This is a genomic window from Amycolatopsis sp. CA-161197 (genome assembly GCF_050942255.1).
In the GTDB taxonomy this organism is placed as follows: Bacteria; Actinomycetota; Actinomycetes; order Mycobacteriales; family Pseudonocardiaceae; genus Amycolatopsis.
The window spans coordinates 8954679-8975207 of sequence record NZ_CP192059.1; the positions used below are offsets into that span (position 1 = coordinate 8954679).

The 20529-nt window shown below is 70.5% G+C and carries 21 protein-coding genes and 1 pseudogene; 12 read left to right on the forward strand and 10 right to left on the reverse strand.

What is annotated here, in order from left to right; genetic code table 11:
- Positions 1-7 precede the first annotated feature (7 nt).
- Positions 8-1261, forward strand: coding sequence for a formamidase (gene fmdA, locus ACQPXB_RS42390; protein ID WP_432847484.1), 1254 nt, complete (start codon positions 8-10; stop codon positions 1259-1261).
- A gap of 96 nt (positions 1262-1357) precedes the next feature.
- Positions 1358-2518 (forward strand): urea transporter, encoded by a 1161-nt coding sequence (locus ACQPXB_RS42395; protein ID WP_432847485.1) that lies wholly within the window; start codon positions 1358-1360, stop codon positions 2516-2518.
- A gap of 9 nt (positions 2519-2527) precedes the next feature.
- Here ACQPXB_RS42395 and ACQPXB_RS42400 read toward each other — a convergent pair whose 3' ends face one another.
- Both ACQPXB_RS42400 and ACQPXB_RS42405 read right to left on the reverse strand, forming a co-directional pair.
- On the reverse strand, positions 2528-3058 hold the full coding sequence (locus ACQPXB_RS42400; RefSeq protein WP_432847487.1) for a hypothetical protein: 531 nt from the start codon (positions 3056-3058) through the stop codon (positions 2528-2530).
- Positions 3059-3215: 157 nt separating this feature from the next.
- Positions 3216-3392 (reverse strand): annotated as a pseudogene (locus ACQPXB_RS42405) (helix-turn-helix domain-containing protein); the annotation flags it as partial.
- Positions 3393-3483: 91 nt separating this feature from the next.
- Here ACQPXB_RS42405 and ACQPXB_RS42410 point away from each other — a divergent pair.
- The 3 genes from ACQPXB_RS42410 (at position 3484) to ACQPXB_RS42420 (ending at position 7075) form a co-directional block, all read left to right on the forward strand.
- Positions 3484-4071, forward strand: a complete 588-nt coding sequence (locus tag ACQPXB_RS42410; RefSeq protein WP_432847489.1) for an NADPH-dependent FMN reductase — start codon at positions 3484-3486, stop codon at positions 4069-4071.
- A gap of 66 nt (positions 4072-4137) precedes the next feature.
- On the forward strand, positions 4138-5661 hold the full coding sequence (locus ACQPXB_RS42415; RefSeq protein ID WP_432847491.1) for an ATP-dependent DNA ligase: 1524 nt from the start codon (positions 4138-4140) through the stop codon (positions 5659-5661).
- A gap of 124 nt (positions 5662-5785) precedes the next feature.
- Positions 5786-7075 (forward strand): S53 family peptidase, encoded by a 1290-nt coding sequence (locus tag ACQPXB_RS42420; RefSeq protein ID WP_432847493.1) that lies wholly within the window; start codon positions 5786-5788, stop codon positions 7073-7075.
- Between the two features lie 197 nt (positions 7076-7272).
- Here the strand turns inward: ACQPXB_RS42420 and ACQPXB_RS42425 are convergent, their stop codons facing one another.
- A complete protein-coding gene (locus tag ACQPXB_RS42425; protein ID WP_432847495.1) occupies positions 7273-8340 on the reverse strand; it encodes an iron-containing alcohol dehydrogenase in 1068 nt (355 codons plus the stop codon).
- On the reverse strand, positions 8324-8866 hold the full coding sequence (locus tag ACQPXB_RS42430) for a VOC family protein (protein WP_366579856.1): 543 nt from the start codon (positions 8864-8866) through the stop codon (positions 8324-8326). Before ACQPXB_RS42430 ends, ACQPXB_RS42425 begins: the two co-directional genes overlap by 17 nt.
- Before the next feature lie 155 nt (positions 8867-9021).
- On the opposite strand from ACQPXB_RS42430, the gene ACQPXB_RS42435 reads away from it, so the two are divergent.
- Together ACQPXB_RS42435 and ACQPXB_RS42440 are read left to right on the forward strand one after the other, a co-directional pair.
- Complete coding sequence (locus ACQPXB_RS42435; protein ID WP_432847497.1) at positions 9022-9489, forward strand: MarR family winged helix-turn-helix transcriptional regulator; 468 nt, start codon at positions 9022-9024, stop codon at positions 9487-9489.
- A gap of 69 nt (positions 9490-9558) precedes the next feature.
- Entirely contained in the window at positions 9559-10206 is a 648-nt protein-coding gene (locus tag ACQPXB_RS42440) for a Pr6Pr family membrane protein (protein WP_432847499.1), read from the forward strand.
- Here ACQPXB_RS42440 and ACQPXB_RS42445 read toward each other — a convergent pair.
- Positions 10166-11386: an NADH:flavin oxidoreductase/NADH oxidase family protein gene (locus ACQPXB_RS42445; RefSeq protein WP_432847501.1), complete on the reverse strand. Its 1221-nt coding sequence runs from the start codon at positions 11384-11386 to the stop codon at positions 10166-10168. The two genes, ACQPXB_RS42440 and ACQPXB_RS42445, sit on opposite strands and share 41 nt — an antisense overlap.
- Before the next feature lie 107 nt (positions 11387-11493).
- Between ACQPXB_RS42445 and ACQPXB_RS42450 the strand changes: the two genes are divergently transcribed.
- Positions 11494-12117 carry an MBL fold metallo-hydrolase gene (locus ACQPXB_RS42450; protein ID WP_366579864.1) on the forward strand — a complete coding sequence of 208 codons (624 nt, stop codon included), beginning with the start codon at positions 11494-11496 and terminating at the stop codon, positions 12115-12117.
- Here the strand turns inward: ACQPXB_RS42450 and ACQPXB_RS42455 are convergent.
- On the reverse strand, positions 12114-12881 hold the full coding sequence (locus tag ACQPXB_RS42455) for a helix-turn-helix domain-containing protein (RefSeq protein ID WP_432847503.1): 768 nt from the start codon (positions 12879-12881) through the stop codon (positions 12114-12116). The two genes, ACQPXB_RS42450 and ACQPXB_RS42455, sit on opposite strands and share 4 nt — an antisense overlap.
- A 72-nt stretch (positions 12882-12953) precedes the next feature.
- Between ACQPXB_RS42455 and ACQPXB_RS42460 the strand changes: the two genes are divergently transcribed.
- Positions 12954-13682, forward strand: coding sequence for an SDR family NAD(P)-dependent oxidoreductase (locus ACQPXB_RS42460; RefSeq protein ID WP_432847505.1), 729 nt, complete (start codon positions 12954-12956; stop codon positions 13680-13682).
- Between the two features lie 2 nt (positions 13683-13684).
- On the opposite strand, the gene ACQPXB_RS42465 is transcribed toward ACQPXB_RS42460, so the two are convergent.
- Positions 13685-14167 (reverse strand): DUF309 domain-containing protein, encoded by a 483-nt coding sequence (locus ACQPXB_RS42465; protein ID WP_432847507.1) that lies wholly within the window; start codon positions 14165-14167, stop codon positions 13685-13687.
- Between the two features lie 67 nt (positions 14168-14234).
- On the opposite strand from ACQPXB_RS42465, the gene ACQPXB_RS42470 reads away from it, so the two are divergent.
- Positions 14235-15674: a GuaB1 family IMP dehydrogenase-related protein gene (locus ACQPXB_RS42470; RefSeq protein WP_366579871.1), complete on the forward strand. Its 1440-nt coding sequence runs from the start codon at positions 14235-14237 to the stop codon at positions 15672-15674.
- A 199-nt stretch (positions 15675-15873) separates the two neighbouring features.
- Here the strand turns inward: ACQPXB_RS42470 and ACQPXB_RS42475 are convergent, their stop codons facing one another.
- Positions 15874-16503, reverse strand: a complete 630-nt coding sequence (locus ACQPXB_RS42475) for a hypothetical protein (protein ID WP_432847510.1) — start codon at positions 16501-16503, stop codon at positions 15874-15876.
- A 101-nt stretch (positions 16504-16604) separates the two neighbouring features.
- Positions 16605-17891, reverse strand: coding sequence for a PhoH family protein (locus tag ACQPXB_RS42480; RefSeq protein ID WP_366579873.1), 1287 nt, complete (start codon positions 17889-17891; stop codon positions 16605-16607).
- 735 nt (positions 17892-18626) lie between these two features.
- On the opposite strand from ACQPXB_RS42480, the gene ACQPXB_RS42485 reads away from it, so the two are divergent.
- Entirely contained in the window at positions 18627-18872 is a 246-nt protein-coding gene (locus ACQPXB_RS42485) for a hypothetical protein (RefSeq protein WP_364050513.1), read from the forward strand.
- 86 nt (positions 18873-18958) lie between these two features.
- Here ACQPXB_RS42485 and ACQPXB_RS42490 read toward each other — a convergent pair whose 3' ends face one another.
- On the reverse strand, positions 18959-19735 hold the full coding sequence (locus ACQPXB_RS42490) for an isoprenyl transferase (protein WP_285972559.1): 777 nt from the start codon (positions 19733-19735) through the stop codon (positions 18959-18961).
- Between the two features lie 129 nt (positions 19736-19864).
- Here ACQPXB_RS42490 and trhA point away from each other — a divergent pair, with 129 nt between their 5' ends.
- Positions 19865-20506 carry a PAQR family membrane homeostasis protein TrhA gene (gene trhA, locus ACQPXB_RS42495; protein ID WP_386954295.1) on the forward strand — a complete coding sequence of 214 codons (642 nt, stop codon included), beginning with the start codon at positions 19865-19867 and terminating at the stop codon, positions 20504-20506.
- Positions 20507-20529: the final 23 nt, after the last annotated feature.

Sequence of the window (20529 nt, forward strand, 5' to 3'; positions counted from 1 at the left end):
AGATGCCATGCCGCAAGTTGTTTTTTCACTCGATTCCACGAAGAAATTCACCGAACAAGAAATTGTCGGCCACAACCGGTGGCACGGGGACATTCCCGCCCAGGTTCAGGTCAAGCCGGGGGACTCGTTCCGCGTCCACTGCCGCGAATGGTTCGACGGCGCGATCCACAACGACGATTCCGCCGAAGACGTGCTGAACGCACCGCTGCCCGGCGTGCACGTGCTCAGCGGGCCGATCGCGGTCGAGGGCGCCCAGCCGGGTGACCTCCTCATCGTCGACATCCTCGACGTCGGCCCGATCCCGCAGGAGGACTCGGGACCGCTCGCCGGCCAGGGCTGGGGCTACACCGGGGTCTTCGCCACCAAGAACGGCGGCGGTTTCCTCACGGAGTGGTTCCCCGACGCGTACAAGGTGGTCTGGGACTTCATGGGCGGGGTCGCCACCTCACGGCACGTTCCGGGGGTCTCCTACACCGGCATCGTGCACCCCGGGCTGATGGGCACGGCTCCGTCCGGTGCGCTGCTCGCCAAGTGGAACGCGCGCGAACAGGCACTGATCGACACCGACCCGAACCGGGTGCCACCGCTGGCGCTGCCGCCGCTGCCGGATTCCGCGATCCTCGGCAGCCTCACCGGCGCCGAGTTCGACCGGGTCGCGGCCGAGGCCGCACGCACCGCGCCGCCGCGGGAGAACGGCGGGAACCAGGACATCAAGAACTTCACCAAGGGAACCCGGGTGTTCTACCCGGTGTTCGTCGACGGCGCGAAACTCTCGATGGGCGACCTGCACTTCTCGCAGGGCGACGGCGAGATCACGTTCTGCGGCGCCATCGAGATGGGCGGGTTCATGGACCTGCACGTCGACCTGATCAAGGGCGGGATGGAGACCTACGGCGTCTCCGAGAACGCGATCTTCATGCCGGGCAACGTCGACCCGCAGTACAGCCAGTGGCTCGCGTTCTCCGGCACCTCGGTCACGCTCGACGGGGTGCAGCACTACCTCGACTCGCACCTGTCGTACCAGCGGGCCTGCCTGCACGCCATCGACTACCTGCAGAAGTTCGGCTACAGCGCGATCCAGGCGTACATGATCCTGGGCTCGGCGCCGATCGAGGGCAGGCTCTCGGGCGTGGTCGACATCCCGAACTCGTGCTCCACCGTGTACCTGCCCACCGCGATCTTCGACATCGACGTGCGTCCGTCGGCTTCCGGCCCGGCGCAGGTCGAGCAGGGCATGAGCGTGCCGACGGCGAGTTTCTGACGCCGACGCCGGCCCGGTGACCCGGGCGGGAGGCGGCTGGCCTCCCGCCCGGTCCGGCACGTCGAGAACACACCCCATCCGCCGGAGGAGGCGGTCATGACCACAGCACCACCGGAACGCGGCCATCACGGACCGTGGCGATGGATCAACGGCACCATGCCCGAGGTCGACGAACGGGCGCTGAAGGTGCCCGTGGTCGGTTTCGTGGAGTACTGCCTGCGCGGAATCGGGCAGGTGGTGTTCATGAACAGCCCGATCACGGGCGCGTTCATCCTGCTGGCCGCCTGGCTGCAGCAACCGTGGCTGGGGTTCGGGGCCACGGTGGGGGTGGTGGCTTCGACGCTGGCCGCGCTGGCGCTGGGGTTCGACCGTGACGCGATCCACGCGGGTCTCTACGGGTTCAACGGTGTGCTCACCGGCCTCGGGCTCGCACTGTTCCTCGCGCCCGAGTGGGACGGGATCGTGATCCTGTGGATGATCCTGCTCAGCGCCGTGTCGTCGATCCTGATGGCCGCGCTCGCGGCCGCGTTCGGCGGTTCGTGGGGTGTGCCTCCGTTCACGCTGGCCTTCAACATCACCACGCTCCTGTTCTTGATCACCGCGCTCCACATCACGCGCGGGCGGCTCAGCGACGCGATCGCCCCGGCGGCACCGCAGGTGAACGGGCCCGGGGTGCGGACGTCATTGCGGGCGAGCGCCGACGCGGTCGGCAACACCGACGTGGTGGCCGTGATCAACGCGATCTTCCGCGGCATCGGCCAGCTGTTCTTCTGCAACAGCCTCCTCGCCGGTGTGCTGATCATCGTCGGGATCGCGTTCTGCTCGCGGATCGCCGCCCTCTTCGCGCTGGTCGGCTCGGCCGTCGGCATGCTGACCGGCATGGCCCTCGGCGCCGACGGCGTGCTGATCTACAACGGGCTGTGGGGCTTCAACTCGTTCGACGCCGCGCTGGCGATCGCCGGTGTGTTCTACGTGCTGACGTGGCGCTCGGCCATTCTCGGTGTCCTGTGCGCGATCTTCACGGCCCTGTTGTTCGGGGCCATCGGGTCGATCTTCGTGCCGTGGGGCCTGCCCGCGCTCACCCTGCCGTTCTGCTTCGGCACGCTGACGTTCGTGCTGCTGAAGAACACGTCGAAGTTCTTCGAGTGGGTGCCGCCCGCCGAGGTCGTCACGCCGGAAGAACACGTGCGACGCTCGCACCGCGAACACGCCATGGCGGCGTCCGGCAACGCGCACCGGCAAACCGACGCCGCGTGACCTGTCCGGTCACACAACAGAACGAGCCCGTGTGGCGGAGACGACCCGAAGCTGTCCGGCCGCCTGCTGGTGCAGTTCCGCGACGACCCGAGCCGTTTCTTCGTCCGCCGGCAGGAAGACGACCAGCTGCTGCGAGTCCTGCGCGAGCTCCAGCGTTTCCCGGGTCAGCCGCAACGAACGTCCGCCCGGGTGGTTCAACCGCAGAACCCCGCGTGGTGGCACGACGGTCGAGTTGAGGCGGCTGGTGAACTCCGCGCCGGCGACGGGCGCGAGTTCCGCCGTGAACCACTCCGAGTTCTCGACCGCGGGCCCCAGCCACAGGTCGAACGCCTGCTCGTCGGCGACCGCGGTCCAGTCGGCGAAGAACGCTCGGGCGCGGGGGTCGGTGAAGACGTAGCGGGTGAGGTTCGGCGCCTCGGCGTCGAGCAGGCCGGTTGCGCTCGTCACCGCCGCGAAGCCACTGGTGTGGGCGAGAAGGTCGCCCACCCGGTTGGTGACCACGGCGATGCCGGGTTCGAGCAGGCGCAACGTCTGCAGCACCGAAGCACGCACCTCCCGCGGTGGCTGCACGGGCCGGATTCGGGCCGTGCACTCGCCGCCGGTGATCTTCGAGAGGTAGCGCAGGTGGGTGCGTTCCCAGGCTGAGCGCGTCGGCGAGGGCGTTCACCACCGGCACGGACGGGTTGCGGTCGCGGCCCTGCTCGATCCGCGTCAGGTATTCGACGCTGATGCCGGCCCGCGCGGCGAGGTCCGCTCGCCGCAGGCCGGGCGAGCGGCGACGGCCGTGCGAAGGCAGCCCCAGCGTCTCGGGCTGGGTGCTGTCGCGCTTGGCCCGGATGAAGTCCCCCAGCGGCGTCCCCATGTCATCGAGCATAAGCCGGTTCGGGCGGGCTCAGCGTGGCCGTGACGGGGCCAGCCTGAGCGCGGTCTGGTTACCGCTTCGGCCGGAGCGCACGGTGGTGACCATGGCAAACAAACTCGTGATCATCGTCGGCAGCGTCCGCGACGGCCGGTTCGGCCCGGCCGTCGGCTCGTGGGTGGCCGAGCGGGCCCGGGAGCACGGCGGGTTCGAGGTCGAGGTCGTCGACCTGGCGGACGTCGAGATCCCGCTGTCGCTGCCCGCGGAATCCCCCAAATACGCGGGCGACGGCTACCCGCGCCCCGCCGGGATGGCAGTGCTGACGTCGGCGTTGGAGGGCGCGGACGCCTTCGTCATCGTCACCCCGGAGTACAACCACAGCTATCCCGCGTCGCTGAAAGCGGCCATCGACTGGCACTTCACGCAGTGGACGGCCAAGCCCGTCGCCTTCGTCAGCTACGGCGGCGCCGCCGGTGGGCGGCACGCGGTGCTGCACCTGGAGAACGTGCTGACCGAACTGCACGCGGTGACCATCCGCGACGGGCTCGCGTTCCCGAACTACTTCACCGCGTGGGAGGACGGTCTGCCGCTCGACCCGCAGGCGCCTGCGTACGCGAAGACGCTGCTCGACCAACTGGCCTGGTGGGCGGGGGCGCTGCGGCGGGCGCGGGAGGCCGAGCCGTACCCCGCTTGAGGGTGTTTTTCCAGGTCAGATGCCGTTCGCCGGGAAACTGTCGGTGCCGCGGGTCATGATGGTCGGGTGCTGCTCACCGAGATCGTCACCGCGTCCGCCGAGCTGGCGGCCACCCGGTCGAGGAAGGCGAAGATCGCCACCCTCGCCGCGGTGCTGCGCGCCGCCGAGACGGCCGAGCTGCCGGCCGTGATCGCGTACCTCACGGGTCAGACGGCGCAGGACCGGCTGGGCGCGGGGTGGCGCACGCTCGCGGAGCTGGCCGTCGAGCCCGCCGAAACGCCGACCGTCGAGGTGCGGGAGGTCGACGAGTCGCTCACGGAGGTCGCGGCGGCTTCGGGGGCGGGGTCGGTGAAGCGGCGCGCGGAGGTGCTCACCGCGCTGTTCACGCGGCTCACTCGCGGCGAGCAGGAGTTCCTCTTCCGGCTGGTCACCGGGGAGCTGCGGCAGGGCGCGCTGGAGGGCGTGATGGTCGACGCCGTCGCGGCGGCGGCCGAGGTGGACGCCGCGGACGTGCGGCGGGCGTTCATGTTGTCCGGCAAGCTTTCCGTCACGGGCTACGCGGCGATGACGGGCGGCGCGGCGCGGCTGGCCGAGTTCCGGCTCACGCTCGGGCGCCCGATCAAGCCGATGCTCGCGTCGCCCGCGGAATCGCTCGACGAGGCGGTGGCGGAACACGAGCACGCGATCGTCGAGTACAAAATGGACGGTGCGCGCATCCAGGTGCACCGCCAGGGCACGGAAGTACACGTGTACACGCGCACGTTGCGGGAGATCACGGCCAGCGTCTCGGAGCTGGTCGACCTCGTGCGGGCGCTGCCGTGCGAGTCTGTGGTGCTCGACGGCGAGACGCTCGCGCTCACCGACGACGGACGGCCGCGGCCGTTCCAGGAGACGATGAGCCGCTTCGGCAGCACGCGGGAGGAACAGGTGCGGGCGCTGCTGCTGCGGCCGTACTTCTTCGACTGCCTGCACCTCGACGGCGTGGACCTGCTCGACGCGCCGCTGTCGGAACGCAACGCGGCGCTGCGGAAGGTCGCGGGCGAGCACGTGATCCCCGGCGAGGTGGAGCCGGCCGACGCGGCGGCAGTGCTCGACGCGGCGATGGCGGGCGGCCACGAGGGCGTGATGGTGAAGGACCTGGCTTCGCCGTACGCGGCGGGGCGCCGAGGCCGCGCCTGGCTGAAGGTGAAGCCGGTGCACACCATCGACCTGGTCGTGCTCGCGGTGGAGTGGGGCCACGGGCGGCGCACGGGCACGCTGTCCAACCTGCACCTCGGCGCGCGCGACCCGGACGGCGGGCCACCGATCATGGTGGGCAAGACCTTCAAGGGCATGACCGACGAGCTGCTGGCGTGGCAGACGAAGCGGTTCCAGGAGATCGAGACCCACCGCGACAGCTACACCGTGTACGTGCGGCCCGAGGTCGTCGTGGAGATCGAGCTCGACGGCGCGCAGATCAGCACGCGCTACCCCGGCGGGCTGGCGCTGCGGTTCGCGCGGGTCGTGCGGTACCGGCCGGACAAGGAAGCGGCCGACGCCGACACGATCGACACCGTGCGCGGTCTCCTGCGGGGTGATCGGGCCGAATGACATCCGGACACCACCGGTCAATTCGCCCGGCCGTGGCCGAAAGGCCAGACGAAAGTCGATGTTGTGCCCTCCGGCGATGCATGAGAGTGGGCTGTACCGCATCGCTCACCACTGGGGAGACGACATGACTTTTCGGGTTCGGGCCGCCGCCCGGCCGATGACCCTGCTCGCGGGTGTCGCGCTGGCCGTCACGGCCGTGGCCGCTCCGGCCGGCGCGGCCACGAACGCGCCGGCTCCGTCGCTGCACCACTTCTCGGCGGCGGCGAAGTCGTTCATCGGCGCGCGCACGGTGGCCGAGCGCGTCGCGAAGCTCGACGCCGCGATGTCCGCGCTGCCCAGGGAAAGCGTCGCGTACAACGCCACGAAGCTGTGGAACCAGGGCATCACTGGGGCGGGCGCCACCGTCACCACGCTGGTGTCGTTCGGCGACGACCAGGTGAAGCAGGTGCTCGACGAGTACTCCCAGCGCCACGGCCTGCCGCCGGCCAACGTCGAGGTGCTCCAGCCGTCGGGCTCGGTGCCGGCGTGCACCGACCCGGGCGTCGACACGGCGACCTGCGAGTCCTGGGGCGGCGAGACCGACCTCGACGTCACGATGATGCATGCGATGGCGCCCAACGCGAAGATCATCGTCGCCGCGACACCGGTCGCCGAGACGCAGGGCTTCACCGGGCTGCCCGAGATGATGAACGCCGTCGACTACCTCACGAAGCACAAGCTCACCGACGTGATCTCGATGAGCTTCGGCACCACCGAGGAGAACTTCCCGTCGTTCCAGTCCATCAAGACGCTCGACCCGGCGCTGGAGCGCGCGAGCAAGGCGGGCATCACGATGGTCGCGTCCTCGGGTGACGACGGCCCGACCGGCGGTTTCCTGCAGGGCCCGGGCAACTACCCGTACCGCGTCGCGAGCTGGCCGGCCAGCGACCCGCACGTGACCACCCTCGGCGGCACGCAGCTGCATCTCGACTCCACCGGCGCCCGCACGAAGCCGGACGACCTGGTGAACGTCGCCGACAACGGCTTCGGCGAAGGCGCCGGCCTGTCGAAGGCCTACGCGCGCCCGGCGTGGCAGGACGGCGTCAAGAAGATCACCGGCAGCAAGATGCGCTCGTTCCCGGACATCAGCATGGAAGGCGTTTCCGGCACGTCGCAGTCGGCGCCTCTGTTCGCCGGTGTGCTCGCCCTGGCGGTGCAGGCCAACCACGGCAAGCTCGGCCAGATCAACCCCGCCCTGTACGAAAAGCTCGGCCCGAAGGGCGCCAAGGCCGGCATCGTCGACGTCACCACCGGCGACAACAGCCAGGACGGCGTCGAGGGCTTCACCGCCGCCCCGGGCTTCGACATCGCCAGCGGCTGGGGCACGGTCGACGCGTCGGCGTTCGTCCCCGCCTTGGTGAAGGCGCTCCGCTGACGCGGCCCTGAACCACTCCGGCGAAGGGCGCGACCTGCGGGTCGCGCCCTTCGCTGCGGTTGTCGTCGAGGCAAGTGGCGAGCCGCTTGACCAACCCTTCGCCCGTGCCTCGCCCTCGGCGGCGCCCGCCGCACCAAACAACGACCGCCACCGAACTACTCACTGAGCGGCGCGGCCTGAGCGTTCGCCGAGGCAGGTCAACAGCTCCCGACGAGCCGCTCGAACACCTCCGCCTCCGCCCGGTCCCCTGCTGCCAGAGCCAACTCGGCAAGCAACGGCCGCAGCTCAGCTGCGCCAAGGCCAACCGACGCCGCAACCAACCCGGGCTCGACCTCCGCAGTCAGTCCCAGCCGCACCGCGAACTCGGCCACCGCCCGCTCAGCCGGCACCCCGGGCCGCAACTCCGCCAGAGCAGCACGCGCCCCGACGGCTGCGTCGCCGTACGCGTCCAGTACGAGCGGCAGAAAAAGCGCGTACAGCAGGCCTCGCCCGAGCCCGTGCCGCGTGGACACCAGGTCACAAAGCTGGTGCACCACGCCGGGCCGGCGCAGCTCGTGCAGCGCGTGCCCGGCCAAGCCGGCGCCGGCCAAGGCGTCTTGGCGCGTCGGGAGATCACCGGCGCCGCCCGTGAGCGAAGGCAGGCTGTCCCACAGCAGAAGCAGGCCCTCCCGGGCCGACGCGAGTGCTTCCTCGCTCGCCGGGTGGCACAGCACCTCCAGGCAGTGCACGACGGCGGCGATGCCACTACCCGCCACGACTTCGCGGGGCAACCCGGCGACGAGCTCGGGGTCGTAGACCACCGCGCGGGGCAGAACCCGGTCGGACGTCCCGGTTTCCTTGCCGCGCTCGGTGGTGACGAAGTAGCGCGACGTGCGCTCCGCGCCGGAGAAGGTGGTCGGGACCGCGATCAGCGGCAGCCGCAGCGCGAGCGAAACGATCTTGCCCAGCCCGATCGCCGAGCCGCCGCCGATGGCCAGGACCGCGTCGGCGTGGGTTTCCTGCGCCGAGCCGACGGCGAGGTTGGCCTGGTGGGCCGGTACGTGCGCGGGCACGTCCGACCACCGGCCGACGTAGCGCGCGCCGAGCAGCCCCGGCAGCAGGGCGACGGCCGGATCCGCCGACCGGGCTGCCACCGCCATCACGCGGCGGCAACCCAGAGCGTCGGCGACCGCGGGAAGTTCTCGCAGGGATCCCTTGCCCCACACCAGATTCTGCTCAACTGCCGCGTCGCGGGATCGGCGGACGGGTTCAGCGGTCCGCGCCACCGTGGCCGTCCGGGGTGTACTGCAGCAGGTGCTGCCCGTAGACGTCCGAGCCGATCGCGGCCAGCGCCGCCGGCACCGGCTCGGGGTCCTGCAGGAACGGCTGCGCGACGTCGCACGGGTGCTGCCACGTGGCGAACTCCAGCGCGATCTTGTTCACCGGGTCCTCGAAGTAGATCGAGTGGCAGAACCCGTGGTCGAGCTCGCTGTTGACCTTGATCCCGTTCTCCTCCAGCACCGATTTCGCGTGCTGCAGTTCCCCCTCGGACGGCACCGTGATCGCGAGGTGGTTACCCGCCCCGAGCAACGAGTTGTCCGCCGCGATCTCGACGTCCTTGAACTCGAAGAACGCGATCGTGTCCTGCTCGCTGATGCGGAAGAAGTAGTGCCTGCTGCCGGCGAGGTTCCCGGGCACCGCACCGGGAAACGGGTCCGGGTCGGGCAGCTGCAGCGTCACCACGATGGGAAACCCGAGAATCCCGTTGTAGAACTTCACGGTTTCTTCCATGTCGTTGGTGACGAAAGCCATGTGATGACACCCGGTCGTCCGAATACCCATGACGATTCCTCTCACTGTTCCCGGCGATGTGAGAATGACGGTACGCGTAATCTTGTTTCCACGTCAACAAGATTTCCACGAAGGCCCCCAACGGCCCAACGAGCACGCTCGGTTACGGTGGGGGTGTGACCGCGTCGCACGGGGAACGCCCGGTGCCCCACCTGACGGAGGACGAGCTGCTCGCCTGGCGCGGGCTGCTCGAACTCGAAGCGCGCGTGCTCGGCGTACTCGACGCCGAACTGCGCGCGGACCACGACCTGTCGATCGCCGAGTTCGACACGCTCTACCAGCTGTGGCTCCAGCCGGGCGGCCGGTGCCGCATGAAGGACCTCGCGGAGAAACTGCTGGTCAGCCGGGGCGGCGTGACCAAGCTGATCACCCGGCTCCACAGCCGCGGGCTCGTGGCCCGCGTGTCGCAGCCCGGTCACCAGGCCGTCGACGCGCAGCTGACCGAGGCCGGCGAGGGGCTCCTCACGAAGGCGATGGACACCCACTTCGACGGCGTCCGCCGGCTCGTGACCTCCCGGCTTTCCGCCGCGGAGCTGCACACCCTCCGCACGGTCACCGAACGCCTGCGCGAACCGCCTTCCTGAGCACCCCCGACGGGGTGACACCGGCCGTTTCAGCTGAGGAAACGCGGTGGTGAACCGTAATCTCACCGCATGCCACCGACGCGACTGACCCGGACCTGGTTCGGGGTGACGGCCCTCGTGGTCCTGATCGGGCTCGTCACGCAGGGCTTCGTGAGCGCGGGAACGCCGGGCCGCTATCCCTCAGCGGGCGCGCGCGTCGCCAACATGTTCGCGTACTTCACCATCGAGTCGAACGTGCTGGTGCTGCTGGCTTCCGTCGCGTTCGTGGCCGGCGCGCGGGCCCACGGGCTGCTGCGCGTGCTGTGGCTCGACGCGCTGATCGGCATCGCGGTGACCGGCGTGGTCTACCACGTCGCGCTGTCCGGGCTGCTCGACCTCAGCGGCGCGGCCCTGTTCGCCGACGTCATGCTGCACACCGTGTCGCCGATCATCGCGGTGCTCGGGTTCCTCGTCGCGTCGCCGCGGATCCTGCAGTGGCGCACGGTGGCGTGGTCGGTCTGCTGGCCGCTGGCGTGGCTGGCGTTCACGCTGATCCGCGGCGCGCAGGGCGGGTTCTACCCGTACCCGTTCGTCAACGCCGCCGAGCTCGGCTACGGCCGCGTGGCCGTGAACTGCGTGCTCATCGCCGTGCTGTTCGTCGCGCTGGCGAGCGTCGCGAAGGTCCTCGACGGCTGGCTCACGCACGCACCCGCCGAAACGCGTTCAGCGGATCGTTGATCCCCGTGTGCACCAGCGCGCGCCACGCGCCGCGGCCGCGGTCGGCCGGTTTGCCCGCCGCCAAGCGGTGCAGCTGCTGCGTGTGCCACTGGACTTCGAGCAGGCTGTCGGCCAGGCGGATCCCGGTGTGCGGGCACAGCCGTTCCGCGCGCACGTCCTCGCCCGCGAGCAATCGCCCCGGCAGCTCCGGGTCGACGGTCAGCGGCCGGCCCAGCCCGATCACGTCCAACGCCCCGGACCGCAACGCGTCCGCCATCCCGGCGGCGGTGGTGAAGCCGCCGGTGACCATCAGCGCGACGTCGCTCACCTGCCGCGCTTTAGCCGCGTAGTCGAGGAAATACGCCTCGCGGCGCGCGGTGCTCTCGCGTCCGGAGCCCATCATCACGGCCTTTTCGTAGGTACCGCCCGAAATCTCGAGCAGGTCGATACCGGCGTCGCTCAGTGCGCGGACCACGCGCAGCGACTCGTCCTCGTCGAAGCCGCCGCGCTGGAAGTCGGCGCTGTTGAGCTTCACCGACACGGGCACGCTGTCGCCGACCGCCGCGCGCACGCGGCGCACGAGCTCCAGCAGGAAACGGCTGCGGTCGCGGCCCCACTCGTCGTCACGGAGGTTCGTGAGCGGGGAGAGGAACTGCGAGATCAGGTACCCGTGGGCGCCGTGCAGCTGCACGCCGGCGAACCCGGCGTCGACGAACGTCCGCGCGGCCAGCGCGAAGCGGTCCACGATCGTCTCGATCTCGTCGCCGGTCAGGGCGCGCGGCGCGGCGAACGCGGTCCGGACGCCGCGGTTGCCGAACGGCACCGCGGACGGCGCAACCGGTTGGCGGGAAAGGAATCGCGGGCTTTGGCGGCCCGGATGGTTGAGCTGCGCCCACAGCTGCGCGTCGGTGCCGGCCACGCTGCGCGCCCACGGCTCGTAGGCGGCGGGATCGGGGACGGCGGGCAGCGCGACGTTGCGGGGTTCGCCGAGCGCCGCGGGGTCGACCATCACGTTGCCGGTCACGAGCAGGCCCGCCCCGCCGTGCGCCCACGTGCGGTACAGCTCGGCGAGCTCGCGCGTCGGGGCGTTGCGGCGGTCGCCGAGCTGCTCGCTCAGCGCCGACTTCCCCAGACGGTGGGGCAGGACGGCGCCGCAGCGCAGTTTCAGGGGTTCGGCCAGCAGTTCCCGAGCGGCGGTCATGGGCGCTCCCGTCTTCACGGCTAACTTACCGGCAGTAAGTCTACCGGAAAGTAGGTACCGGCGGTATGGCTGCCGGACGGGCGCCGGGGCACTAGGGTCTGCAGACCATGACGGCGATAGTGCAGAACCTGGTCACGTCGGGCGTGTTCGAGCTCGACGGCGGCAGCTGGGAAGTGGACAACAACGTGTGGATCGTCGGCGACGACACGGAGGTGATCGTGATCGACGCGGCGCACGACGCCGACGCCATCGCCGACGTGGTCGGGGACCGCGCGCTGCGCGCCATCGTCTGCACCCACGCCCACAACGACCACGTCAACGCCGCCCCCGCCCTCGCGGAACGCACCGGCGCGCCGATCCTGCTGCACCCGGCCGACCGCGTCGTCTGGGACCTCACGCACCCGGACCGCGCCCCGGACGGCGACCTCACCGACGGCCAGACCATCACCGTCGCCGGCACCGACCTCAAGGTGATCCACACGCCGGGCCACGCCCCGGGCGCCGTCTGCCTCCACGCGCCCGACCTGTCCGTCCTTTTCACGGGCGACACCCTGTTCCACGGCGGCCCCGGCGCCACCGGACGGTCCTATTCGGACTACCCCACCATCGTCAAGTCCATCCGTGAACGCCTTTTCCCCCTCCCGGACCCCACGTCCGTCCGCACCGGCCACGGCGAGGGCACGACGATCGGCGAGGAGAAGGCGGCGTCGAAGGACTGGCCGGAAAGCTAAGCCAGCCGGGCCAACGCGTCGGCAGCAGGGCTGCCCGGTTCGGCGTGGTAGATCAGCACGTCCCACTCCCCGCCCGGCACCGTCAGCACCTGCCGCCCCAGCGACAGCTCACCCGCCACCGGGTGGCGGAAAACCTTGCGCGGAGCGGCGTTCGTGCGGACGTCGTGGCGGGGCCACAGCCGGGCGAAGTCCGGGCTCGCCGCCAGCAACTCGGCGACGAGGGCGTCCAGCGCCGGATCGCGCAGCGCGGTCCGGGCGCGGAGCATCGCGGTCACGTTGCGGGCCATCGCCGCCCAATGCGGGTGCAGCGAACGCACCGAGGGGTCGAGGAAAAACGCGCGGGCGAGATTCGTGCCCGGCCGGTACATCGGCGCCAGCGCCACGGCGAGCGGGCTGGCGGCGAGCACGTCCATCCGCCGTCCCCACGCGAGCGCCGGGGCGGCGTTGTGCTCGACCAGCTCACGCACTCCAGCCGGCAGCTCGCCGCCGGTGACGCGGGGCGGCGACGCGAGGCGGTGCAGGTGGGCGGCGCCGTCGTCGCCCAGGCGGAGGGCGCGGGCCAGCGCGTCGAGCACCTGCGGCGACGGGTGCCGGTCGCGGCCCTGCTCGAGGCGCACGTAGTAGTCCACGCTCACGCCCGCGACGGCGGCCAGCTCCTCTCGCCGCAGCCCCGGCACGCGGCGCGGGCCGGCGTCGGGCAGGCCGACGTCGGCGGGGCTCACCAGCGCCCGCCGGGCACGCAGGAAGTCGCCGATGGCGTTCACGTCCCCAGGTTAACCGCGGGTGGCCCTGTCGCGGCCTGGTGACCGCCGAGCCCCGCGACGACGCTGGCGGCCATGATCACAGCCCTCGTGAGCGGCGCCAACAAGGGTCTCGGCCGCGAAATCGCCCGCGGTCTGGCCCGCCGGGGCGCCACCGTCCTGCTCGGCAGCCGCGACCTCGCCCTCGGCGAGAAAACCGCCGCCGAGCTCCGTGCCGAAGGCCTGGCCGTGACGCCGGTCCGGCTCGACGTGACGTCCGCGGCGGACATCGACGACGTCGCCCACCACCTCGAAACCCGCCACGGCAGGCTCGACGTCCTCGTCAACAACGCCGGCGCGCGCTTCTCCGTCGAACCCGCCGAGCTGACCGCGGAACACCTCCGCCGCGCCTACGAAACGAACCTCTTCAGCGTCGCCGCCGTCACGCACCGGATGCTGGACCTCCTGCGCGCCGCCGAAGCGCCGCACGTGGTCAACGTCGCCAGCACCTCAGCGTCGCTCGCCCTCACCACCGCGGAGGGCTCGCAGTTCGCGGCCGCGACGGACACCATCGCCTACTCGTCGTCGAAAACCGCGCTCGTCATGCTCACCATCCGCTACGCGACCACGTTCCGCGCCGACCCCGCGTATGCGCACTTCCACGTCAACGCCGTCACCCCCGGCTTCATCGCCTCCGACCTCAACGGCCACACCGGCCCCCGCACCGCCGAACAGGGCGCGCGCGTGGTCCTCGACCTGGTCGCGCAGGGCGCCGCGGCACCGACCGGGATGTTCCTCAACGAGGACGGGCCCGTGCCCTGGTGACCTCAGGGCGTGGTGCCGGCAGAACTCAGCCGCGGCGCCGCCGGTTCGGCGCGCACGCGCGTCTTCGCTTCTCCTGCCAGGTCGCGCGCCCACTTCTGCAAGCCGGGGACGTCGATCCCGTGCGGCGGCGCGGCCGCGAACGGCTCGAGGTTCACCGCGGCGCGCTCCAGCAACGCGACGGCGCCCGTGCCGTTGCCGCGCAGGGCGTGGGTCATGCCGACGGCGAGCTGCGCCAGGCCGCGCCACAGCTCGCGCTCGGGGCCGTCCGTGGCCTTCCACGCGTCTTCGAAGACCTCGTGGGCGTGGAACGGGCGGCCCTCGTCGAGCAGCTGCTGGGCTTCGGCGAGCGTCTCCGCCGGCGTGCGGACCACGCCTTCCGGCTGGCGGGCGACGCCATCGGCGCCGTACGGCAGGGGCCGGCCGAGCCCGTCGCGCGGGCGGGCGTTGCGCGCTCGGCCCGTTTCGTCGCGATCACGGCCGTTCATAACGGCATTGTTCCACGGGTCACGCCGGGTTCGCGTCCGGAGCGTCCGGCACGTAGTCTGGGGACTCGTGCGCTTTCTCGATGGGCACGTGCCCCCTCACGACCTGACCTACGACGACGTGTTCCTGCTGCCGAACCGCTCGGACGTGGAGTCCCGCTTCGACGTCGACCTGTCCACTGTGGACGGCACCGGTGCGACGATCCCCGTGGTGGTGGCCAACATGACGGCCGTCGCCGGGCGGCGGATGGCCGAGACGGTGGCCCGCCGCGGCGGTTTGGTGGTGCTGCCGCAGGACGTGGACACCGCTGCGGTGGCCGAGATCGTGACGTGGGTGAAGAGCCGCCACACCGTCTGGGACACCCCGCTGGTGCTCACGGGCGGTGACGCCGTCGCCGACGCCCTCAACCTGGTCCACAAGCGCGCCCACGGCGCCGTCGTGATCGTGGACGGCGAAGGCCGCCCCGTCGGCGTTGTCGACGAAGCCGCGTGCGCGGGCGTCGACCGCTTCGCGCGCCTGGCCGAGATCGCGCAGCCCGCGACCGTCGCCGTGCCGCTGGACACGCCGCCGCGCGAGGTCTTCGACCTGCTCCACACCCACGGCGGGCGCCTCGCGCTCGGCCTCGACGCCGACGGCCGCCTCGCCGGCGTGCTGACCAGCGTCGGCGCGCTGCGCGCGGGCGTCTACACCCCGGCCACCGACGCCGGCGGCAACTTGCGCGTGGCCGCCGCGATCGGCGTGAACGGCGACGTGGCCGCGAAGGCCGAGGCCGTGCTGGCCGCGGGCGTCGACACGCTGGTCGTCGACACGGCCCACGGGCACCAGGAGAAGATGATCGCCGCGCTGAAGGCCGTCCGCGCGATCTCGCCCGCGGTCCCGGTGGTCGCCGGCAACGTCGTCACCGCCGAGGGCACCCGCGACCTCATCCACGCGGGCGCCGACGTCGTGAAGGTCGGCGTCGGCCCGGGCGCCATGTGCACCACGCGCATGATGACCGGCGTCGGCCGGCCGCAGTTCTCCGCCGTCGCCGAGTGCGCTGCCGCCGCGCGCGAGCTGGGCAAGCACGTCTGGGCCGACGGCGGCGTCCGCCACCCGCGCGACGTCGCACTGGCGCTCGCCGCGGGCGCCTCGGCCGCCATGGTCGGCTCCTGGTTCGCCGGCACCCACGAATCCCCGGGCGACCTGCGTTACGACGAGCAGGGCCGGCCGTACAAGGAGTCGTTCGGCATGGCGTCCAAGCGTGCCGTCGGCGCCCGCACCCGCACGGACAACGTGTTCGAGCGCGCCCGCAAGGCGTTGTTCGAAGAGGGCATCTCGACGTCGCGCATGGCCCTGGACCCCAACCGCCCCGGCGTGGAGGACCTGCTCGACTCCATCTGCTCGGGCGTGCGCTCGTCCTGCACCTACGCCGGCGCGCGCACGATGGAGGAATTCCACGAGCGCGCACTGCTCGGCGTGCAGTCGGCCGCCGGGTTCGCGGAGGGACGGCCGCTGCCTTCCGGCTGGTGAGGACGCGTTTGTCGCCACCCGAACCTGGGTGGCGACAAGCCAGTCAATGCTCTTCGTAAAGCACTGCCCTCGGCCCGCCGGCAGCCCATGCGAAGTAGTCCCGCCACATCGACCAAAGCACCTCGCGCGGGCCATGGACTGTACCCGCGAAACTCACCCACTTGTCATGTACGTCGAGGGCATCGAGGTGAACTTCAGCTCAGCCTGGCTTAGCTACCGGGGAGAAGTGCCGCTCGGGCATATTCCCCGCGATCTTCGGTAGCCACGTCTCGAAGTCAAACGACAGAGTCACGCCGCCCTCCGAGTGGGAGGAGCTGCCATCTTCCACCGTGGTGGAGGAATCAAGATTCACCTCAGTCAGTGGAACGCACAACAAGGCGTCAGTCGACTTCAGGAAATACCACACCAATTCGACGAGCTCGCGACACTCAGCGACCGCCGGTGGAACCGCATCCTGATGCTCCACGGCGTTGCGGATCAGCATCAGCTTGCCCAGCATGAACTGCCGAGAGACGTTCAGCCGCTGCAATGTTTCCAGATCCCCGATCTTCCTCTCTCCCACGACCTGTCTCAGCCGGTTGAGCTGGTACATCTCGCGCAGTGATCGCACCCGATGGTCGATTGCCCGCTTGAGAGTGGTGACAATGTCAATTCGATGGAACTCCGACGTCGCTGCGTCCAGCAACTCCTCGGCGTGCCGCCAATGGCGGTAGGCACGCACAGCGACCGCCTCATCCTCGACGGAGCTGGTCGCTCCCGGCCGAGCCCAGCCGCGCCACACCATCTTGAGCCAAGCCGGGCGGTCTGCGCAGAGTTCGATCTGGCTCACGAAGTTTGTATGTCCGTTCTCCGGCCGACGTTTGGCCGGGAACCTGAAACTACCGTGAGCCCGCCCGCCCCAGTTTCGGGACGGGCAGGCTCACGAGCGGATCAGCCGTGGTCCTCCAGCATTTCCGTCACCAGCGCCGCGATCGGCGACCGCTCCGAGCGCGTCAGCGTGACGTGCGCGAACAGCGGGTGCCCCTTCAGCTTCTCGATCACCGCCGAGACGCCGTCGTGGCGGCCGACGCGGAGGTTGTCGCGCTGGGCGACGTCGTGCGTGAGGACCACGCGCGACGCGGTGCCGAGGCGGGAGAGCACCGTGAGGAGCACGTTGCGTTCCAGCGACTGGGCCTCGTCGACGATCACGAAGGAGTCGTGCAGCGAGCGGCCGCGGATGTGGGTCAGCGGGAGCACCTCGAGCATGCCGCGGTCGAAGACCTCGTCGAGCACGTCCTGGCTGACCAGCGCGCCGAGGGTGTCGAACACCGCCTGCGCCCACGGCTGCATCTTCTCGCTCTCGGACCCGGGCAGGTAGCCGAGGTCCTGGCCGCCGACGGCGTAAACCGGGCGGAACACCACGACCTTGCGGTGCTGGCGCCGTTCCATCACTGACTCGAGGCCGGCGCACAGCGCGAGCGCCGACTTGCCGGTGCCGGCGCGGCCGCCCAGCGACACGATGCCGACGTCCGAGTCGAGCAGCAGGTCGAGGGCCACGCGCTGTTCGGCGGAGCGGCCGTGCAGGCCGAACGCCTCGCGGTCGCCGCGCACCAGCCGCACGCGCTTGTCCGCCGTGACGCGGCCCAGGGCGCTGGAGCTGCCCGCGAGCAGCCGCAGACCGGTGTGGCACGGCAGCTCACCCACGTCGGGCAGGCCGTACTCGACCGGGTCGACGGTGCCGCCCGAGAAGAGGCTGTCGATCAGCTCCTGAGGAGCGTCCACGTCGGCCATGCCCGTCCAGCCCGACGGCGTGACCTCGCCCGCGCGGTACTCGTCGGCGGCCAGACCCACGGCCCCCGCCTTGACCCGCAGCGGGATGTCCTTCGTCACCAGCGTGACCGACGGCCGTTCCACCGCGAGGTTGAGCGCGCACGCGAGGATGCGGTGGTCGTTGGAGTCGGTCCGGAAGCCCACGGGCAGCACCGACGGGTCGGTGTGGTTGAGCTCCACCTGCAGGGTGCCGCCCTCGTCGCCGATCGGGATCGGCGCGTCGAGCCGGCCGTGCTTGAGCCGCAGGTCGTCGAGCAACCTGAGCGACTCGCGGGCGAACCAGCCGAGCTCGGGGTGGTGGCGCTTCGCCTCCAGTTCACTGATGACGACCAGGGGCAGCACGACCGCGTGTTCGGCGAACCGCGTCACCGCCCACGGGTCGGAGAGCAGCACAGACGTGTCGAGCACGTACGTGGACTGCCCGGATTCGGGCGAGATCGAGGCTTTCTCCGGGCCAGAGGCACCGGTCGAAGAACGGCCAGAGGCCTTGCGGGGTGAACGCTGCGCAGTCACGACGGCATCTCCCTCGAGGGCGTGTTGCACCCCACGCCCGCACTCGCTGGGCCGGGCACCTCCCTGGCTGGGTCCGTGCTCCCTGACGTTGGCTACGTCAGCGGGCACGGCCACGAGGGCCGGGTGCCGGCCCCCTCGTGCATCGTGTGGGCGGCTGTGCCGCCCCCTCGATCAACGCCACGACCAGGGCCTCCCGCGAGGACCCGCACGGAACGCGTGCCCTCACTTCCGGAAGGTACCGACGGATCGCGGTTCGTGCAGGCAGCCACACAGGTGATTCGCTCATTCGTCACCTCACCGTAGGTCGTCCGACATCGACACCCCGTCACTGTCACGCTACGTCACCGAGTCAGCGATCGAGCGATCACGCGGTGGCATGATCATGGAAAAAAGATCACCGAACGCGTTCACAAGATCAGCGCAAAGGCTTGTACCACGGGCCGGACGAGAATGCAGTTCGCGTCCTGAAGACAGGACCGGACCGGGTGAACCACGCGATTTCGGCCTCACACAATGGGCGTACGCGGCATTCATTTCGGGCCCGGCGAGGGTAATTTTCTCACTGCGGGACACACCACCGGAAACTTCGGTGCCCCGGATCCCAGATATCTCTACCTAGGAGTGTGCGAAGTGCTGAAGAAGGCTGGAATCGTCGCCGGTGCCGCTGCGGGCCTGATGATGATCGGCGGCACGGCGTTCGCCTCGCCGGCAGACCACGGCTACACCCCGGACCCGACGTTCGGCGACGCCTACGCGACCTTCATCGAGGGTGGCGGCGCCCTGGGCTTCGGTGCCGCCTCGCTGGTCGCCGGTGCCTACACGGGCATCGCCACCACCCCGGCGCTGGTCCTCCACTCGCTGGAGCACCACGGCTGATAGCCGACCTCGGCTACGGAAGAGCCCCCGGAGTTCCGACTCCGGGGGCTCTTCTGCTGTGCCCGGGTTTTCTCCGACCGGGCGCCTCAGGTTCCGAAGCGGCGGTGCCGCCAGGCGTAGTCACGAAGCGCACGAAGGAAGTCGACACGCCGGAATGCGGGCCAGTAGGCCTCCGTGAACCAGAATTCCGAATGCGCCGACTGCCAGAGCAGGAATCCGGAAAGCCGCTGCTCTCCTGACGTTCGGATAATAAGGTCGGGATCCGGTTGGCCGGAGGTGTACAGGTGTTCCGAGATGTGGTCCACGTCGAGGATTTTCGCCAGCTCGCGGATCGACGTGCCCTCGTCGGCGTGCTGCAGCAGCAGCTTGCGCACGGCATCGGCGATTTCCTGTCGCCCGCCGTAACCGACCGCGATGTTGACCTCCATGCCGGTGCGGTCCTCGGTGCGGGCCGCGGCGGCGGTGAGCTTCTTCGCGACGTCCAGCGGCAGCAGGTCCAGCGCCCCCATGATCCGCAGCCGCCACGGCACGGCGGGACCGGCGAGCTCGTCGGTGACGTCGGTGATGATCTTCAGCAGCGGCTCGAGCTCGTCGGGGTCGCGGTTGAGGTTGTCGGTCGAGAGCAGCCACATGGTGACGACCTCGACGTCGGCCTCGCGGCACCAGCTGAGGAAGTCGGCGATCTTCTTGGCACCCGCGCGGTGCCCATCGGCCACGTCGGTGAACCCGGCTTCGCGCGCCCACCTGCGGTTTCCGTCGAGCATGATCGCGATGTGCCGAGGATGGCGGCCCCGCGCCTGCTGGATCAGGCGGCGGCCGTAGACGCTGTAGACGACGTCGGACAGGAAGGACCGGAGGCTCACGTCGGCTGAGCGTACGCACCCCCGCGTCACACGTGTGACGCGCCACGGGGGGTGGCGAAAAACCTACGCTCCCGTAGCGTGGGGTCGGTGAGCGTGACGACCGAACCCCCACCGTCCGGCCCTGCGCCAGTGGACACCCGCCCGCGCCTGCGCGGCCACATCCACTTCTGGTCCTTCTTCGGCGCCGTCGCGGGCACCGCCGTCCTGGTCAGCCTCGCCGCGTCGACCGTCTCACCCCTGGCCGCGCTGGCGACGTCCGTCTACGGCCTGACCGTCCTCGGCGTCTTCGGCGTGAGCGCTCTCTACCACCGCCGCCTGTGGAGCCCGCGCGCGTACAAGTGGATGAAGCGCGCCGACCACTCCATGATCTTCCTGTTCATCGCCGGCACCTACACCCCGTTCACCCTGCTGGCCATGTCGAAGCCGACGGGCTACATCATCCTGGCCATCGTCTGGGGCGGCGCCATCCTGGGCGTCGCGATGAAGATGCTGTGGCCGCACGCCCCCCGCTGGCTCGGCGTGCCGATCTACATCGCCCTGGGCTGGGTCGCCGTCTTCGTCATGCCGGAACTCGCCCAGCACGCCGGCGTCGCCGCCCTGGTCCTCATCTGCGTGGGCGGCCTGTTCTACACCCTGGGCGCGGTGTTCTACGCGGTGAAGTGGCCGAACCACTGGCCGGAGACGTTCGGGTACCACGAGTACTTCCACGCGTGCACGGTGCTGGCGGCGGTGTCGCACTACATCGCGATTTGGCTGGCGTTGTACGCGTAGCTGCGGTGCTTCGAGGGGTCGGT

Bases quoted from the DNA above. Each gene is read 5' to 3' on its own strand.
- ACQPXB_RS42410 (WP_432847489.1), top strand. From the start codon at position 3,484: ATGGCAAACAAACTCGTGATCATCGTCGGCAGCGTCCGCGACGGCCGG.
- ACQPXB_RS42420 (WP_432847493.1), top strand. From the start codon at position 5,786: ATGACTTTTCGGGTTCGGGCCGCCGCCCGGCCGATGACCCTGCTCGCG.
- ACQPXB_RS42445 (WP_432847501.1), bottom strand. From the start codon at position 11,386: ATGACCGCCGCTCGGGAACTGCTGGCCGAACCCCTGAAACTGCGCTGC.
- ACQPXB_RS42465 (WP_432847507.1), bottom strand. From the start codon at position 14,167: ATGAACGGCCGTGATCGCGACGAAACGGGCCGAGCGCGCAACGCCCGC.
- ACQPXB_RS42395 (WP_432847485.1), top strand. From the start codon at position 1,358: ATGACCACAGCACCACCGGAACGCGGCCATCACGGACCGTGGCGATGG.
- fmdA (WP_432847484.1), top strand. From the start codon at position 8: ATGCCGCAAGTTGTTTTTTCACTCGATTCCACGAAGAAATTCACCGAA.
- ACQPXB_RS42430 (WP_366579856.1), bottom strand. From the start codon at position 8,866: ATGGCTTTCGTCACCAACGACATGGAAGAAACCGTGAAGTTCTACAAC.
- ACQPXB_RS42460 (WP_432847505.1), top strand. From the start codon at position 12,954: ATGATCACAGCCCTCGTGAGCGGCGCCAACAAGGGTCTCGGCCGCGAA.
- ACQPXB_RS42450 (WP_366579864.1), top strand. From the start codon at position 11,494: ATGACGGCGATAGTGCAGAACCTGGTCACGTCGGGCGTGTTCGAGCTC.
- ACQPXB_RS42440 (WP_432847499.1), top strand. From the start codon at position 9,559: ATGCCACCGACGCGACTGACCCGGACCTGGTTCGGGGTGACGGCCCTC.